At 51.5% G+C, this 15,663-nt stretch carries 14 protein-coding genes; 11 read left to right on the forward strand and 3 right to left on the reverse strand.

The window, feature by feature from the left end:
• Positions 1-18: 18 nt before the first annotated feature.
• Both ilvD and EH55_RS06735 read right to left on the reverse strand, forming a co-directional pair.
• Positions 19-1,701, reverse strand: coding sequence for a dihydroxy-acid dehydratase (ilvD, locus tag EH55_RS06730; protein WP_037975995.1), 1,683 nt, complete (start codon positions 1,699-1,701; stop codon positions 19-21).
• On the reverse strand, positions 1,691-2,389 hold the full coding sequence (locus tag EH55_RS06735) for a GntR family transcriptional regulator (RefSeq protein WP_051682717.1): 699 nt from the start codon (positions 2,387-2,389) through the stop codon (positions 1,691-1,693). Before EH55_RS06735 ends, ilvD begins: the two co-directional genes overlap by 11 nt.
• A gap of 529 nt (positions 2,390-2,918) precedes the next feature.
• On the opposite strand from EH55_RS06735, the gene EH55_RS06740 reads away from it, so the two are divergent.
• From EH55_RS06740 to yqeB, 11 genes are all read left to right on the forward strand, one after another.
• Positions 2,919-4,175 carry a nickel pincer cofactor-dependent isomerase, group 22 gene (locus EH55_RS06740; RefSeq protein ID WP_037975998.1) on the forward strand — a complete coding sequence of 419 codons (1,257 nt, stop codon included), beginning with the start codon at positions 2,919-2,921 and terminating at the stop codon, positions 4,173-4,175.
• Positions 4,166-5,383, forward strand: a complete 1,218-nt coding sequence (locus EH55_RS06745) for an aconitase X catalytic domain-containing protein (protein WP_037976000.1) — start codon at positions 4,166-4,168, stop codon at positions 5,381-5,383. Before EH55_RS06740 ends, EH55_RS06745 begins: the two co-directional genes overlap by 10 nt.
• The gene (locus EH55_RS06750) at positions 5,383-5,808 is read left to right on the forward strand and encodes an aconitase X swivel domain-containing protein (RefSeq protein ID WP_037976003.1); all 426 of its coding nucleotides are present in this window, start codon (positions 5,383-5,385) and stop codon (positions 5,806-5,808) included. Before EH55_RS06745 ends, EH55_RS06750 begins: the two co-directional genes overlap by 1 nt.
• A gap of 64 nt (positions 5,809-5,872) precedes the next feature.
• Positions 5,873-6,352 carry a (2Fe-2S)-binding protein gene (locus EH55_RS06755; protein WP_201769353.1) on the forward strand — a complete coding sequence of 160 codons (480 nt, stop codon included), beginning with the start codon at positions 5,873-5,875 and terminating at the stop codon, positions 6,350-6,352.
• A 4-nt stretch (positions 6,353-6,356) separates the two neighbouring features.
• Positions 6,357-8,645 (forward strand): xanthine dehydrogenase family protein molybdopterin-binding subunit, encoded by a 2,289-nt coding sequence (locus EH55_RS06760; protein WP_037976006.1) that lies wholly within the window; start codon positions 6,357-6,359, stop codon positions 8,643-8,645.
• Complete coding sequence (locus EH55_RS06765) at positions 8,639-9,607, forward strand: FAD binding domain-containing protein (protein WP_037976007.1); 969 nt, start codon at positions 8,639-8,641, stop codon at positions 9,605-9,607. The genes EH55_RS06760 and EH55_RS06765 overlap by 7 nt, the downstream gene beginning before the upstream one ends.
• Before the next feature lie 40 nt (positions 9,608-9,647).
• Positions 9,648-10,658: a TRAP transporter substrate-binding protein gene (locus tag EH55_RS06770; protein WP_051682718.1), complete on the forward strand. Its 1,011-nt coding sequence runs from the start codon at positions 9,648-9,650 to the stop codon at positions 10,656-10,658.
• Between the two features lie 171 nt (positions 10,659-10,829).
• Positions 10,830-11,378, forward strand: a complete 549-nt coding sequence (locus EH55_RS06775; protein WP_051682719.1) for a TRAP transporter small permease — start codon at positions 10,830-10,832, stop codon at positions 11,376-11,378.
• Positions 11,379-11,381: 3 nt separating this feature from the next.
• Positions 11,382-12,662 (forward strand): TRAP transporter large permease, encoded by a 1,281-nt coding sequence (locus EH55_RS06780; RefSeq protein WP_037976010.1) that lies wholly within the window; start codon positions 11,382-11,384, stop codon positions 12,660-12,662.
• Positions 12,663-12,684: 22 nt separating this feature from the next.
• A complete protein-coding gene (locus EH55_RS06785; RefSeq protein WP_051682720.1) occupies positions 12,685-13,968 on the forward strand; it encodes a lactate racemase domain-containing protein in 1,284 nt (427 codons plus the stop codon).
• Between the two features lie 34 nt (positions 13,969-14,002).
• Positions 14,003-14,791: a selenium-dependent molybdenum cofactor biosynthesis protein YqeB gene (gene yqeB / locus EH55_RS06790; protein ID WP_037976013.1), complete on the forward strand. Its 789-nt coding sequence runs from the start codon at positions 14,003-14,005 to the stop codon at positions 14,789-14,791.
• 141 nt (positions 14,792-14,932) lie between these two features.
• Here yqeB and EH55_RS06795 read toward each other — a convergent pair whose 3' ends face one another.
• Positions 14,933-15,661, reverse strand: a complete 729-nt coding sequence (locus EH55_RS06795; protein ID WP_051682721.1) for a transcriptional regulator — start codon at positions 15,659-15,661, stop codon at positions 14,933-14,935.
• Between the last annotated feature and the right edge of the window lie 2 nt (positions 15,662-15,663).

The raw sequence follows: 15,663 nt of genomic DNA on the forward strand, positions 1-15,663 counted from the left end.
GAGCGCTCGGGGCGCTTATTATCTTATTTTCATCACGGCGCCCTCCGCCGCCGAGGAGGCGAGCTTCGCGTAGATCTCAAGCCAGCCGTGCGGAACGTCACGCGCGGGCGCGCGGCGCCCCCTGAGCCTTTCGGCGGTCTCCGCCGCGCTCAGCGCCGCCGATATTTCCTTCTTATCGATATCTATCGTGATCACGTCCCCGTCGCGCAGCGCGGCAAGCGGGCCGCCTTCCGCCGCCTCGGGAGATATGTGCCCCACGTAGCAGCCGCCGTTCGTACCGGAGAAGCGCCCGTCCGTTATCAGGGCGACCTTTTTCGCGAGCCCCATGCCGTAGAGGAATTTCATGGCGTGGAACATCTCGCGCATCCCCGGGCCGCCCTTAGGCCCCTCGTAACGCACGACGACGACGCAGCCCGGCTCGACCTCTCCGGCGAGTATCGCGTGGTTGGCCGCTTCCTCGCCGTCGAAGACGCGCGCCGGCCCCGTGAAGCGGAACATCGACGGGTCCATCGCGGCCGGCTTAGCGACGGCTCCCTCCGGAGCCAAGTTGCCGTGCAGTATGCACAGCCCCTTCTCTCTGCTGAACGGCTCCTTCGCGCTTTTTATCACGCGCCTGTCTACGCCGTAAGGGTTTTTGAATTTTTCAAGGTTTTTCGCAAGCGGCTCGCCGCTTACGGTGAGGGTGCCGGCGTTCAGGAATTTTATTATCTCCTTCATGACCTGCGGTACCCCTCCGGCGCGGTAAAACGCCTCCATGTCGTATTCGGACGCCGGGTTGACCTTGGCGACGAGCGGGATTTTTTCACTCAGCGCGTCGATCGCGGCGAAAATTTTCTGCGGATCGAGCCCGGCCGCGTAAGCTATCGCGCAGAGGTGCATCACGCAGTTAGTCGACGCCCCCGTCGCGAGCATCACAGCGGCCGCGTTTTCGAGCGCCTCCTCCGTGATTATCTTCCGCGCCGTTATCCCTTTGTTTACGAGCTCGACGATTTTACGGCCGGTACTTTCGGAAGAACGAAGCCGCTCGGCGTACACCGCCGGGATGAGCGCCGAGCCGGAGAGGGACATGCCCATGGCTTCGGAGAGCGCGCCCATGGAGTTAGCGGTGCCGTAAAAGGAGCAGGAGCCGCAAGTCGGACACGCCGTATCTTCGAGCCTTTCGAGCTCCTCCATCCCGCACCTTCCCGCCTCGTACATTCCGACCGCTTCCGCCAGCGACGTGGAGTCGCTTTTGCGTCCGTCGAACTCCGCGCCGCCGAGCATAGGGCCGCTTACGGCCATTATCGCCGGAATGTCGAGACGCGCCGCCGCCATAAGCATGCCGGGCACTATCTTGTCGCAGGCTCCGAGCATCACGAGGCCGTCCAAGTTGTGCGCGCGCGCCATCGTCTCTATGTCGCTCGCGATGAGCTCGCGCGAAGGCAGGATATACTTCATGCCGTCGTGCCCGGAGGCGAGGCCGTCGCACGCGCCTATAACGCCGAATTCGACGGCCGTGCCTCCGGCCCTGTAAACGCCCCTCTTTACGAATTCTGAGAGCTGTCTCAGGTTGAAATGCCCAGTTACGAGTTCGCTCCACGAATTCGCGACGCCGATCATCGGTCCCTTGAGGTCCGCGTCCGAGCGCCCCATCGATTTGTACAGCGCGCGCGTCTCTTTGAAGCTTAGTTCCTCTAAGAACTCGGCGCTTTTATATTTCATCTTTCGCGCTCTGCGCCGATGACCCGTGATGGAGGAAATAATCCCTTATTATATATCCCTCGCTGTTCACGATATGCTCGTAAAGGCAGCTGCGGAGTTCCTCCGGATTCCTGCGCTTCATGCACTCTATTATCGCGAGATGCTGCTTTATCGAGTTCTGTATGTCCGCCAGGGACTGCACCGAAAGGTGCTGAAAGCGCTTTATCTGTACGTGGTAATTCATGAGTATTTCGCCGATACGCTTGTTTGTCGCGTATTTCGCGACGGTGAAGTGCAGCTTCAGGTCGCTGTCCGCAATAGAAGAGGAATCCAGAGCGCCCTTTTTCTTCGCCGCCTTTGCGAAGAGCTCCCACTCCTCCGACATCTCCGCGATCTCGCCGCCGGGGATCCTCTTCGCCGCTGTGAGCGCCGCGAAGGGTTCGAGCAGCTTTCTTATTTCGCAGATCTCGTGCACGTCCTCCATCGATATTTCCGACACGAACGCGCCCTTCGACGGCACGATCTTCACATAGCCGTCCTGTTCGAGCATGCGCAGCGCCTCGCGCACGGGCGTGCGGCTCACGCCTATCTCCTCCGCGAGAAAAGTCTCGGGCAGAGTTTCTCCCATTTTTAACTCGCCGGAATCGATTTTCTCCGCTATCCAGCGATAGGCCTTCATCCAGCTCGCCCGATCCTTATTTGAGCGCATCTCTTTACCCCCGCATTCGAAATTCCCATGCCGAAAAACGGCCGTACCGTATGTATACAGAAACTATAACGCAAAATAAAAATTTGTCCACATATTTTCATACGCGGGCGCAAATTGTTTTTCGCGGCTCTTTTTGCCGGGCAAGCGCCGTTTTTTGCGAGATTTTCCTTTCGCCGTCTTTTCGGCGGGCATAAAACGGTGGTTTTTGCGAGATCTCAACGGCAAAATGAGAACTTAAATATATAATATACTAATTTTATCACTTTTATTTATATTATTGCAGATTAATTTTCTAACAGTATACTGCAACGCATACGCCGCCGTGCTGCGAGCCGACGCGCGCCGGATGAGCCGAGTCCCCGATTTATCGCTTATTGACAACAATTTGAAAAGGTATTATCATTGCACACGTAAGAAATAAAGGGGTTTTGTCCGGGCGCCGGCCGAGGATTTTGGCAGCAGAGATATTATTTTTTATTATACTGTATACATAATACATACTTAGCCTTGCCATCGCGGAGAGATATAGATGCCGTTGCTATTGAAAGAAGATATGGAAAGAAAGCTCCCGAAAATGTATGAGGTCCGTCAGATGTTCGAGCGCGAGAGGCTCGAAGATGTCGGCGGAGCCGTGCTAGACGAATTAAAAAAGCCGGAGATTCGAAACGCCGTCGCGCGCGGAGAAAAAATCGCGGTCGCGGTCGGGAGCCGCGGGATAAGGAATCTTCCCGTCATCGTCGGCGCCGTCGTCGACGGGCTTAAGGCGGCGGGGGCCGAGCCGTTCATCGTCTCCGCGATGGGCAGCCACGGTGGCGGCAGCGAAGAGGGGCAGCGCGACGTGCTTTACGGCTACGGCGTCACGCCGGAGGCGATGGGCGCGCCGGTCGTGACCTCTGTGGATTCTCTTTTGATAGGACGGACCGAAAACGGCGTCCCCATCTATTTCGACGCTGCGGCGCTCAGCGCGGACGGGATCGTTCCCGTCAACCGAGTCAAGCTCCACACGGACTTCGTCGGGCCGATACAGAGTGGCCTCTGCAAGATGCTGACCGTCGGTCTCGGGAACCAGCGGGGCTGCTCGGCTATACACGAGGTCGCCTCCGAAGATATGTCCTTTACGATCGAAAGCGCGGCTCGCGCGATAATTGAAAAGGCGCCGCTCCGCTTCGGCGTCGCGGTGCTGGAAAACGCCTACGACGAAACGGCCGCGGTCGAAGCGATAGCCGCGGAGAAAATTATTTCGCGCGAGAAGGAGCTACTGGAAATCGCGGCGAAGAATATGCCTTACATCATGCTGCCGGAGGCGGACGTAATAGTCTGCGAAAATATCGGCAAGGATATATCCGGCGCCGGCTTCGACCCGAATATCTTAGGCAGGAGCTCGGTGCTGAAGACGTTCGTCCTTCCGATCCCGCGCTATCAGCGCCTCGTGCTGCTCGGCGTGACGCCGGCGAGCCACGGCAACGGGATCGGGATAGGGCTCTTCGACGTGGTGACGAAAAAGGCGGTCTCCGCGCTCGACCTCGAGTCGATGTACGCGAACGCGATCGCGTGCCGCTGCATCGGCGACGCGAGCATCCCCTGCACCGCTGATGACGAAGAGACAGCCGTGCGGGTCGCCCTCAAATGCTGCCGCGGAATCGACAGGGATCATCCAAAGATCATAAAAATAAAAGACACCCTGCATCTGGAGACTATCGAAGTTTCCGAAGCTCTGCTCGACGAAGTTAAAGCAAATCCGAAAATGCAAATCACACAACAGAAAGGCGGACGGTCATGTTCTTAACAGATGAAGAAAAAAGTATCCTCGACGGCGAGAGGGGCGCGGGATACCAGAAGGCTATGGAGCTCATCTACGCCCTCGGCCTCACCTTCGACGCCGAAAAGCTGATTCCCATCAAGCGCGCGCACGTCGCGCTGAGCGGGCAGGAGGGGGACACATACTGGTGCGAGCTCCTCGTGAACGGCGGAGCCGTCTGCGCCGTACCCCCGACGACGAACCCTTATTGGGACACGGCGTATCTGACGAAGTTCTTCGACGTGACGCGGGAAGAGCTCGAGCTCGCGGAGCGCACCGGCGACGCCTACCGCAGGATAGGCGCGAAGCTGACCTATCACTGCGCGCCGGGGCTCGGCACAAACGTGCCCTTCTTCGGCGAGCACGTCGCCTTCTCGGAATCGAGCGCCACCCCCTACGTGAACGGTGCTCTCGGCGCCCGCTCGAACAGAGAGTCCTCCGTCAGCGCGCTGGCCGCGGCCGTCATAGGTAAGACGCCGCTCTACGGCTATCACCTCGACGAATGCCGCAGGGGGGATTTCCTCATCGACGTCGACGCCGATATGCCGGAGTGCTACGATTGGGGCATCCTCGGCCACTGCGTCGGAAAGATCGCCGGCTCGCGCAACCCGGTCCTCCGCTTTAAAAACACCCCGCGCCCCGGGCAGGAGGATTTTCTCTACTTCGGAGCCGAGGCGGCGACGAGCGGGGCGGTCGCGATGTACCACATGGTGGGCGTCACGCCCGAAGCTCCGACGCTTGAAGCGGCGTTCGGAGGTAGAAAGATACCTTCCGCTGAGTGCGTCATAACGAACAAAGAGCTGAAGGCCGAGGAAGATTCGCTGACGCCGGCAACAGGAGAGATAAACCTCGTGATGCTCGGCTGTCCGCACTATACTTACAACCAGCTCCTCGAAGTTGAAAGGCTCTTCGCAGGCAGGCGCGTGAACGGCAGCACGGCCTTCTGGATACTCGCCGAGGCCGGCGCCGTAGAGCTCGCCGAGCGCTCGCATCTGCGCCAGCGCCTCGAGCTCCTCGGCGTGCGCATGGTCGGCGACACCTGCATCGACGAGCCGTGCTGGAAATCCTTCGAAGGGAGCCTCGGCGTCACCGACTCGCCGAAGTGCGCCTACTACAGAGAGCGCCGCGGGCAGCCCTTCGCGATACGCAGGCTGTCCGTGTGCGTCGAAGCGGCGGTCAAAGGGAGGCTTGACTGATGGACAACGTGAAGGTTTACAAATGCCGTTCGATAGTCCGCGGCAGGGGAGAGGGAGAGGCGGTCGTTTCCAAAGACGCGATGTGCTTCTACCTGACGGACCCGAAAACGGGAACGGTCATCGAGAGAAATCACGCGATACAGGGGAAGAGCATAGCCGGAAAGGTCCTCGTGGTGCAGTCCGGCAAAGGCAGCTCGGTCGTCCAGGTCGACGGCTTTTACCAGCTTTGGGTGAAGAACAACCTGCCTAAAGCCATCATCCTCAAAGAGACAGAGCCGGTGATAGTTTCATCCGCGGTCATGACGGGCTGTACGATGGTGGACCAGATGGAAGTCGATCCCTACGAGGCAATCCACGACGGAGACTACGTCGAAGTCGACGCCGACAAGGGCGAGGTTAGGGTTAAAAAGAAGAAGCGCGAGTAGCTATTTTCTTCTGTGACAACATTGTCTTAAAACGATGATCATATAGAAAAGCGGAGGAATGAGCATGGAAGAGGTCTTCAAACCAATCTGCGTGGAAGTGAACGACGTTTCTTATCACCGTATGGTAAAAACATCTGTCTCTCTATTGGACTTTATTCGAGAGGAACTTAAGCTAAAGGGAACAAAAAAAAGCTGTGACAACGGCGAATGCGGTGCTTGTACTGTTATCATGAACGATGAACTAGTGTACTCCTGCCAGATTTTAGCGGTGCAAGCTAATGGCGCCAAAATCACCACAATCGAAGGGATCGCCACTAATGCGAAATTGCATCCGATCCAAGAGGCCTTGATAGACGAAGGTGCCGTTCAGTGCGGTTTTTGCACGCCAGGCATGGTGCTGGCCATTAAGAAACTGCTTGAAGAATATCCTAACCCTACGGACGAGCAAATTCGTTATGGGTTGGCAGGAAACGTTTGCCGTTGCACTGGCTATGTGGCAATCGAGAAGGCAGTGAAAAAGGCAGCGGCTGTTCTTAGGGGGTAATGAAATGATGGATATTAATAAATTAAGAGATCAGAAGAACGCCATCCGTCGTCTGGAATCTATCTCTAAAGTAACAGGCAGCACTTCTTACCTTGATGATATGGAGATGCAGGGTATGTCTTTTGGCAGTATTATAAGAAGTCCATACCCGCATGCGAAAGTATTATCCATAGATATCGAAGCGGCAAAAAAAATCCCTGGTGTTCTGGGCATTCTTTGTCCCAAAGACGTGTCTCATGTCAAATTCAACTGCTGCGGCTTCTTACCGGCCGACTCCCTGATTAAGGACGAGGAGATCCTGACAATGCATCCGCGCCATGAAGGGGATCGTATCGCAGCAGTAGTCGCTGAATCATATGAAATCTGTAAGAAAGCCATGAATGCTATCAAAATTGAATATGAAGTGCTGCCGGCTCAGATGACAATTGACGAAGCGATGAAGGAAGGTGCCCCGTTAGTTAATCCTGACGTTTACGATACGAACTGCTTTTATCACAAGATCGGTGAAAGAGGCAAAATTGACGACGGGTTTGAAAAGAGCGATTACATTTTTGAAGGTACTTACCGTACCCAGACGGTTCATCCAATTCCTATGGAGCCGATCTCCTGCATTGCCCACTGGACGCGCGATGAAAAACTGCTGATATGGGCAAATTCGCAGACTCCGTATCAAGATCGTCGTATATTAGCAGAAGAATTTGGTCTGCCAGAGTGTGATATTATCCTTCATAGAGCGACTATCGGCGGCGGTTTTGGCCAAAGGGAAGAGCTGCACAATCAGGATGTAGCCTCTGCCCTTTCGCATCTGATTTACCGTCCGGTTAAGATTGTTAACGAGAGAAATGACGAGATGATCTCCACCGCTACAAGACACGCCTCTCTCTCCAAGGTTAAGATGGGCGTTAGTAAGGATGGCAAATTGATTGCCTATCAGCATACCATGTATACTAACGCAGGGGCTTACTGTACACACACTCCTCTTGTAACAGGCGCTCCGGACAGAAAGTGCCCATACCACATGCCGTATCTACGTTTCGATGGCATTGGCGTCCTCACCAACGGCCCCGTCTCAGGTGCTTTCAGAGGTTATGGGAACCCACAGGTCAGCTTTGCCAGGGAGTCTCTTATCAACGACTTATGCCGTAAAATGGGTTGGGATTCCGTTAAATTCCGCTACGATAACGTTTGCAAGCCAGGCGAAAAGATGCACGCGAACAAAATTCTTAGCACCTTCCCTGCTGATCAATGTTTTGAAAACGGGCTGCGCATTCGTAAAGAGATAGACGCAAATGAAGGGCTTCGCGACGACGATGAAGTAAAAGAAGCCTGGGGTATGTCGCTTATCAGTCACACAAGCGCCGTTTCCTCTCTAGAGACGCTCTGTGCCTCCAGCATCATCTGCAATCCGGACGGCACGGTCAATCTGATGTCCGGTACCGTAGATATGGGACAAGGAATCGAAACAGCTCTTGTGCAGGTAGTTGCTGAGAAATTTGGCATTAATGTAAAAGACATAACACATGCAGCACTGGACACCACTTCAAGCCCCTATAACTACGGTAGTTTTTCCAGCGGGCAGGCCTTCCACTCCGGCAACGCCGTAGCCGCGGCTTGTGAGGACGTCATAAGCAGGATTAGGACAGAGCTGGCAAATTTCTATCATGTCGACGAAGAAGACGTCAATTTTAGAGACAAAAAATTCCAGATCGTATGCAGAGGGCAGAACCTCGGTTTCAAAGAAGCGATTCAGATAATCGCCAACCGATGCCGAGGCACATTTATCATGGGCAACGCCGTAGTTGGACTGCAGGATGCACCAGAACCATTCAGCCTTTGCTGGGCCAAGGTCGCCTACTACAAGAAAGAAAAAGCAATTAAAGTTACTCATGTTATCGAGAGCGTCGACATAGGTCGCGTAATCAACCCAATGATTGTAAAGGGGCAACTCGAAGGCGCCATCCAGATGGGCGTTGGGTTTTCTCTCATTGAAGACCTTGAAATAGACAAGTTAAGCAAGAAGGTTATCACCGCCGACCTGTTGAATTACAGGAACCCGTTAATCGTCGACATGCCGAAGATTCACTTATTTGTAGCTGACAGTTACGAACCTTACAGCGCCAACGGCTGCAAGAGCGTAGGCGAACTTGGTGTCATCCCGGTCGCAGGGGCTATTGGCGATGCTGTAAGCAACGCTTGCGGGTGGGAAATTACCGAGATACCGTTAAGTCGTCAATTCTACGTCAAAAACTCCCGTTGCGACGGCTTTTTTGAAGGAGGGATACAGAAATGCTAATCTTGACAAATTTTGCCTACTATCAACCTACAACGACGGCCGATGTGCTGCCGTTAATAAAAGACGGAAATATAATCATTGCCGGTGGTTCGGACCTGATTCCCCAGCTGAAATGTGCTTCGATCCCCGCGCCGGAAGGCCTTGTCGATCTATCTGGCGTGGAAGAACTTCAAAAAATAGAAGAAAAAAATGACGGTATCCATATTGGAGCGATGACGACTTTAGCTCATGCAGCTAAAAACGAGACAATTTCAGAGAAACTCCCGGCTGTCGCTCAGGCGGCAAGAAATGTTGCCGCGCCGCAAATCAGGAACAGGGGTACCATCGGCGGCAATGTCCTTCAGTCCAGACGTTGCTTCTATTATAACCAAACCAAGGAATGGCGGCAGGGTATCCCACGCTGTTACAAAGTCGGAGGCGACCGTTGTCTCCAGATCCAGAACTCACCCATATGCCGCGCTATCTACTATTCAGATATGGCTCCGGCATTGCTGGCATATAATGCTCAGGCTGTCGTCAATATCGACGGCAAAGACCAGACGCTTAGCTGCAAGGATCTCATTGAAGCACATTGTCAGGACCATGACGAAAAGAAAATGCTCATTAAGGAGTTCCTATTCTCCAAAAACAGTTTCAGCGGCGTTTTTTCATCATTTGTCAAATACAGCCTCAGAGGCAGTATTGATTTTCCGGTCATCAATTTTGCCTATGTATGCGGGCCTGATACTTTGCGCATTTTTGTAGGAGGCATTGCCACACAAGTGATCGAACTTGCGGATACGGAAGCTTATCTGAAGGAACATGGGAAAGGTTTCACGGAATCGGCGGCTTTGGAAATTGCACTCTCAGAAATGAACAAAAAGAATCAAGTTATACGTGAATCCGGAATCTCTGTGCAGGTAAAACGTGGGACGTTCCGTTACATTGAAACAATATTGGCGGACATCAAACGTCATATCTAATATGGGATTCCGGTTTGCGATAAATAAGGGAGGTTCTATCATGAAAAAACTATTCGTACTGGTCGGTTTACTGGTTTGTCTTGTGTTGGCAATAAGTGGCGTTTCCTATGCCGCCGATATGCCGAAGGTGTCCGCAACGTTCTGCAATATGCTGGCACCTGATCACCCGCAGAGCGCCGCAGCGAAGATTCTGGCTAATGAGGTTGCCAAGGAGACGAACGGCAATTTTACGATTGGGCTCCAGTTTAACGGCGCCCTTGGTTCGGACGCTGAAACTGTAGAGGCAACGATTATGGGAACAATGAATATGACTGGCCCGTCGGCTGCTACGCTCGCCACAGTTGATCCTAACTGGTATATCCTTGACGTACCTTATGTATTCCTTTCCAAGGAACAGGCAAGAAGAGCTCTTGACGGCGATTTGGGCAAATATCTGTCTGACAGCCTTGAGAAGTCTCACGGTCTTATCTGCCTCGGCATCGGCGAATCAGGAATGCGCAACCTGTCGAACAACAAGAAAGGAATCAAGGCGGTATCCGATCTGTCAGGCATGAAAATCCGTGTGCTTGAGAACAAATACCACATTGCCACATTCAAAGCTCTAGGTGCCAATCCTACGGCTATGGCTTTTGCAGAGGTCTATACGGCATTGCAGACGCACCAAATTGACGGTCAGGATAACCCAATTACCATCACTTGTACGAATAAGTTCTACGAAGTCCAGAAATTCTACACATTGACGCAGCATATGTTCTGTGCTAACACTGTCTGCGTTAATGCGAAATGGTTCCACTCTCTTCCGGCGTCCTATCAGAAGATCCTCCGCGACGCAGTAAAGCATATGATAGCAGAGCAGAGGAAACTGGTTGATAAGTCTGAATTAGCCAATATTAAAGAGATGCAATCCCACGGTTGCGAAATCAACGAGCTGACACCTGCTCAGAAGACACAATTTGTAAACGCCACAAAAAAAGTCAGGGATGCTTTCGTAACTGAATATGGCAAAAAGGGACAAACGATGCTTGACCTCGCCGCAAAATACAAGAAATAACTAAGGATTATTAGTTTGTATTACGGTGTTGAGGAAGATTTTCTCATATCTTCCTCAACACTGATGAAATTAGGTTCATTATGATGAAGGTAGGCATTTTTTGCGTTGATGCGTTGAGACGAATATGTATTTTTTATAGTTATGCGATCTATACATACGAGGTGTTTGTCTATGAAAAGATTACTGACCTTTCTTAACAAATACATGGAAGAGACGATATTAGTATTTGGCATTACCGTTATGATACTGGCCATTTTCTTCCAAGTAGTTACAAGATATTTCTTCAATTATTCTCTTGCCTGGTCCGAAGAACTAGCTAGATATATATTTATTTGGCAGGTCTGGCTCGCCGTACCCTATGCTGTAATCAAAGGACGCCACATTCGTCTTGATCTGCTTCCTGATATCGTAGGATCTACAGGCAAGTTCGTCCTTCATATGATATTCTTTGCGGTTAGCGTAGGCTTTTTCGCGTTTCTGTCGTGGCAGTCGATATCCGTAGTTAAGGGGGTAATGGCAATGAACCAGTTGACGCCTGTAATCCACATACCAAAATGGATCTGTTATTTATCCGTTCCTGTGGGAAGTCTCCTTGCCGTGCTTCGTTTCATTCAGTACGGAGCATTGCGCGTAATGCGCTTTATAAAGGATCCTAATGACTCAGCCTTATTTGTATTAGACGCAGAGGATAAAGAACTGATTGAGGAAGGAAGTTGTTAATAAATGGACTTTTTGATTCTGTTTGGCTGTCTCTTTGGCCTTTTGGTTCTAGGTGTTCCTATCGGCGTTTGCCTCGGATGTGGCACACTTGCCGTTATGTTGCTAACAACTGATATGTCCGCTATGCTGTTGGCGCAAGCGTGTTTTACAGGTCTGGATTCCTTCACCCTGCTTGCAATCCCGTTCTTCGTCGTTGCCGGAGACTTCATGATGTATGGAGGAATTTCCCGTCGTTTGCTGAACCTTTTCAATGCTCTCATTGGACATGTTACCGGTGGACTTGCCGACGTTACTACTGTCGCCTGCATGTTTTTTGCCGCCATTTCTGGTTCAGGGCCCGCGACCGTGTCGGCCATAGGTACCTTTATGATTCCTGAAATGGAAAACAAGAAATACGACCCTGCTTTTGCTGCGGCTTTGACCGCGTGTGCCGGAGCAATTGGAGTAATTATTCCTCCAAGCATACCTTTCATCATTTACGCCGTTGCTGTCGGCAGTTCTGTCAGTGATTTGTTCTTGGCAGGCGCTATTCCCGGAATATTAATTGGTGTTCTGCTAATGGTAGTCAGTTATCTTATGGCGAAAAAAAATGGTTGGCATGGCAATGATAAAAGGGGCACCCGTCAAGAAGTATGGAAGGCCTTCAAGGATTCTATCCTGGCAATCCTTTCTCCTATTATCATCCTTGGTAGCATCTACGCAGGTGTTTGCTCACCTACTGAGGCCGCCGTAACTGGTGTTGTGTATTCCTTCATCATAGGAGCCTTCGTATATCGTGAACTCAAATGGAAGCACATAGTCAAATCGATGATCGACGCAGCGCTTATCGACGGTTCCACTATTTTTATGGTCGGTATTACAACATGCCTTGGCAGGGTGCTCACGCTTAAGGCGATACCCATCCGCCTCTGCGATTGGCTAGCGACCTTCACCAACAGTAACGCCGTTATCCTCTTGATGGTCGCAGCACTGTTGCTGATAGTCGGATGTTTTATGGATAACATCTCAGCTACTATCATCCTAGCGCCTATCCTGTTGCCGACAGCTGTTAAGTGCGGGCTAACTCCTGTGCAGTTCGGCGTCGTTATGACAATGCTACTGGCAATCGGATTCATCACTCCACCTTATGGAATCAACCTCTTTGTGGCGAGTCAATTAAGCGGGGTGCCATTACTGAGAATAGCGAAACGGGCAGTGCCGTTGATGTTGGCTATGCTGGTGGCGTCTCTGTTCACTATATTCATTCCACAGATATCCATGGCTCTGGTATATCTAGCACATTAGTGTTAGGGGATTCATATGGTCTATGAGAGAGTATGGCATTCCTTATTCAGATAAAATAATTCCAATTTCTTTGCCAGAAAATCAGGTAGACTTTGTAGGTGTCTTGCCAACTGTCATGGAGATGCGTGGTTGGAATAAAGTACTCTCTCATATGCTGGATGAACCTACTGCTGGACCTGCTCTAAGTACGATGCTTCATCGTGGGAAACATATCGTCATCCTGGTTGAGGATAATACTAGGCATACTCCAGTGAAGGAGATCCTTCCGATTTTATGTCAATACCTTATTGCTAACGGATGTTCTTTGGAGCAAATAGAGATTCTTGTTGCTCCAGGTACTCACCGTATCCTCACAAATGAAGAACTATGGGATAAATTGGGAGCTTATGTACTGACCCAATTAAAAGTCAGCCAACATAACTACCTGGATGCAAATCAACTCAAACAGCTTGATGATGTTTTTATCGGTGACATGCGAGTTCCTATATTAGTCAACAAGATCGCCGTTGAAGCTGATTTACTTATCGGTCTAGGCAACATAATTCCCCATCCCAACGCAGGATATTCCGGCGGAGCTAAAATACTTGTCCCGGGCTGCTGCGGCGGGGAAACTGTGTCAGCAATGCATACTGCGGCGGCATTGATGGGGTTTCTTCCTCTAGGTATGGAGAAAAATGCTTGCAGAGAGGGTCTGGAGAAAGTTGCAGACAAAGTTGGGTTGGATTTTATTATTAACGTGGTACTGAATGAAAAGAATCAGGTAGCCGACATAGTCACAGGACATTTTATTGCAGCTCATCGGGTCGGGGCCAAGAAAGCCCGCTACATTTTCGGCGTCCCCGTCAAAGAACCCGTTGATATCGTCATCAGCTGTTCCTATCCGTATGACATAGATTATTGGCAGTGTGAGAAAGCCGTCATTTCAGGATCTTTTGCCATAAAAAAGGGCGGCATCATGATTCTTGTGGCTCCGTGCTTGGAAGGCGTTGCACATAACCATGATGAGCTGTTGCAATGGATGAATTTCGATAGTAATGATTTGGAATGCCGTATCCGAAGAATCTGGGAAAATCATAGTTCAGGCGACCTAGTTGCAGCGGGCATTGCAATGGGGGCTGTACTGGCAAGAGAAAGAGCCAGCACCTATATGTACAGTAGTGGGCTTTCGATTACAGAAATCACCGGACTCGGCTATAAATGTTTTAATAATTTACAAGACGCCGTAGATACTGCCTTAAATATGATTCCCAATGGAAGAATTGGTATTTTGCCGCGCGGCGGAGATTGTTTGCCTTTTACTTTATAACTGTTTACATACAGATCGCAGGTGTATTTTTTACGTGAAGAGAAATAATCTTGTAATCGTTCGTGGAGGAGGGGACCTGGCTACAGGCGTAATTTATCGCCTGTGGAAGGCAGGATTTGAGGTACTTTCCCTTGAAACAGCAAACCCTCTCGTAGTGCGCAGGACCGTATCCGTTGCTGAAGCTGTCTTTGAAGGACAATACGAAATAGAAGATATGTGTGCTATGAAAATAAATTCCATAGATGAATGGAAAGACCGACACAAAGTAGCGGTATTGGTAGACCCTCACGGCGACTCTATAAAGGAACAATCTCCTATAATCGTTGTAGACGCAACTATGATGAAGCATTATACCGGCACGTACAAGGATATGGCTCCTTTAGTGCTTGCGCTTGGCCCCGGTTTCTCTGCGCCCGATCAAGTACATGGAGTAATAGAGACCAAAAGAGGACATTATTTAGGCAGATTGATAACTAACGGGTCAGCAATACCAAATACAGGAATCCCGGGCATGGAAATGGGGTACACAATGGAGAGGCTATTGCGGGCCCCGGCTAACGGCTACGTGAAACATATTCATGAGATTGGAGATCACGTGGAGCAGGAAGAACTTGTTGCAACCGTTGGCAAAGCTGAAGTGCGCGCTCAGATAAGTGGTATGCTGCGTGGCCTGATACATCCTAGCGTTAAGGTCCAGACGGGCTGCAAGATTGGTGACGTTGACCCGCGAAATATCAGAGACCATTGTTTTACTATTACAGACAAAGCATTAGCTATAGCGGGCGGTGTTCTCGAAGCAATTATGAGTTTTGGGTGCCGCTAAACACAGTTGCCTGCTGCTATTCACATACTTCCCGATATTCACGATGGGGCTGCTGGACCTGCTGAGATAGCCGCCCGCAAGAGGGGCTGACGCGCCAGACGAGATTATGTATCCCGATGGGGCCACGGCGTCAGAACGCCGTCAGCCCTCTCGCGCGTCCGACTCGCCGCCTTTGCCGACGGCGTCCGGCTCGCTCTCTTCCAGCAGACGCAGACCAGCCATGCCGGAGACGGGCAGCGAAAAGGCTATAGCGTTGGCCTTCGTGCCTATCCCCGCCTTGCGCATAATAGACCCCATGATCGCGTTTTTCTGGGAAGTTTTTGTGACGATGAAAATGATCTCCTTCTCAGATGCGAGTGAAACGCCGAGAAACTTCTCGGCGTTCTTCATGCCGGTGCCTCGCGCATGGAGAACGGTGCCGCCGGCGGCCCCGGATTCCCGCGCGGCATTCATTACGGCCTCGTTATATCCCGGGTCGCTGATGACGACAAGCAGCTCGTGCGCAGTTCCCTTCATCGTATGCTCTTCCCCCTTTTCAAATCCCTGCCCTTCGGTGAGAAAGGCCAGCTCGCGCTTCCCGCCGATGCTGCTCATCGGGATGATGAAAGCGATTCCCGTTCCCGGCACGTCTATGTGGACCTTATATTCCAGCCCTTTCTTGGCCGCCCTCCAGACCTCGCCCGTAACGACCGAGAAACACACGGCTTTTTCAGGCCGGTCGAGCCCGAAATAATTCAGCATCTCGCCTGTAGCCGTCCCGCGCCCGAGGGCTATCATATTGATATTGATGGAGACGTCACGGTACAGGGATATGATCTCCGGCAGCCTCGCCCTGTTCGCGATCGTCACCATGAAATACAGATCACTCATCT

The sequence above is a fragment of the Synergistes jonesii genome, assembly GCF_000712295.1.
In the GTDB taxonomy this organism is placed as follows: domain Bacteria; phylum Synergistota; class Synergistia; order Synergistales; family Synergistaceae; genus Synergistes; species Synergistes jonesii.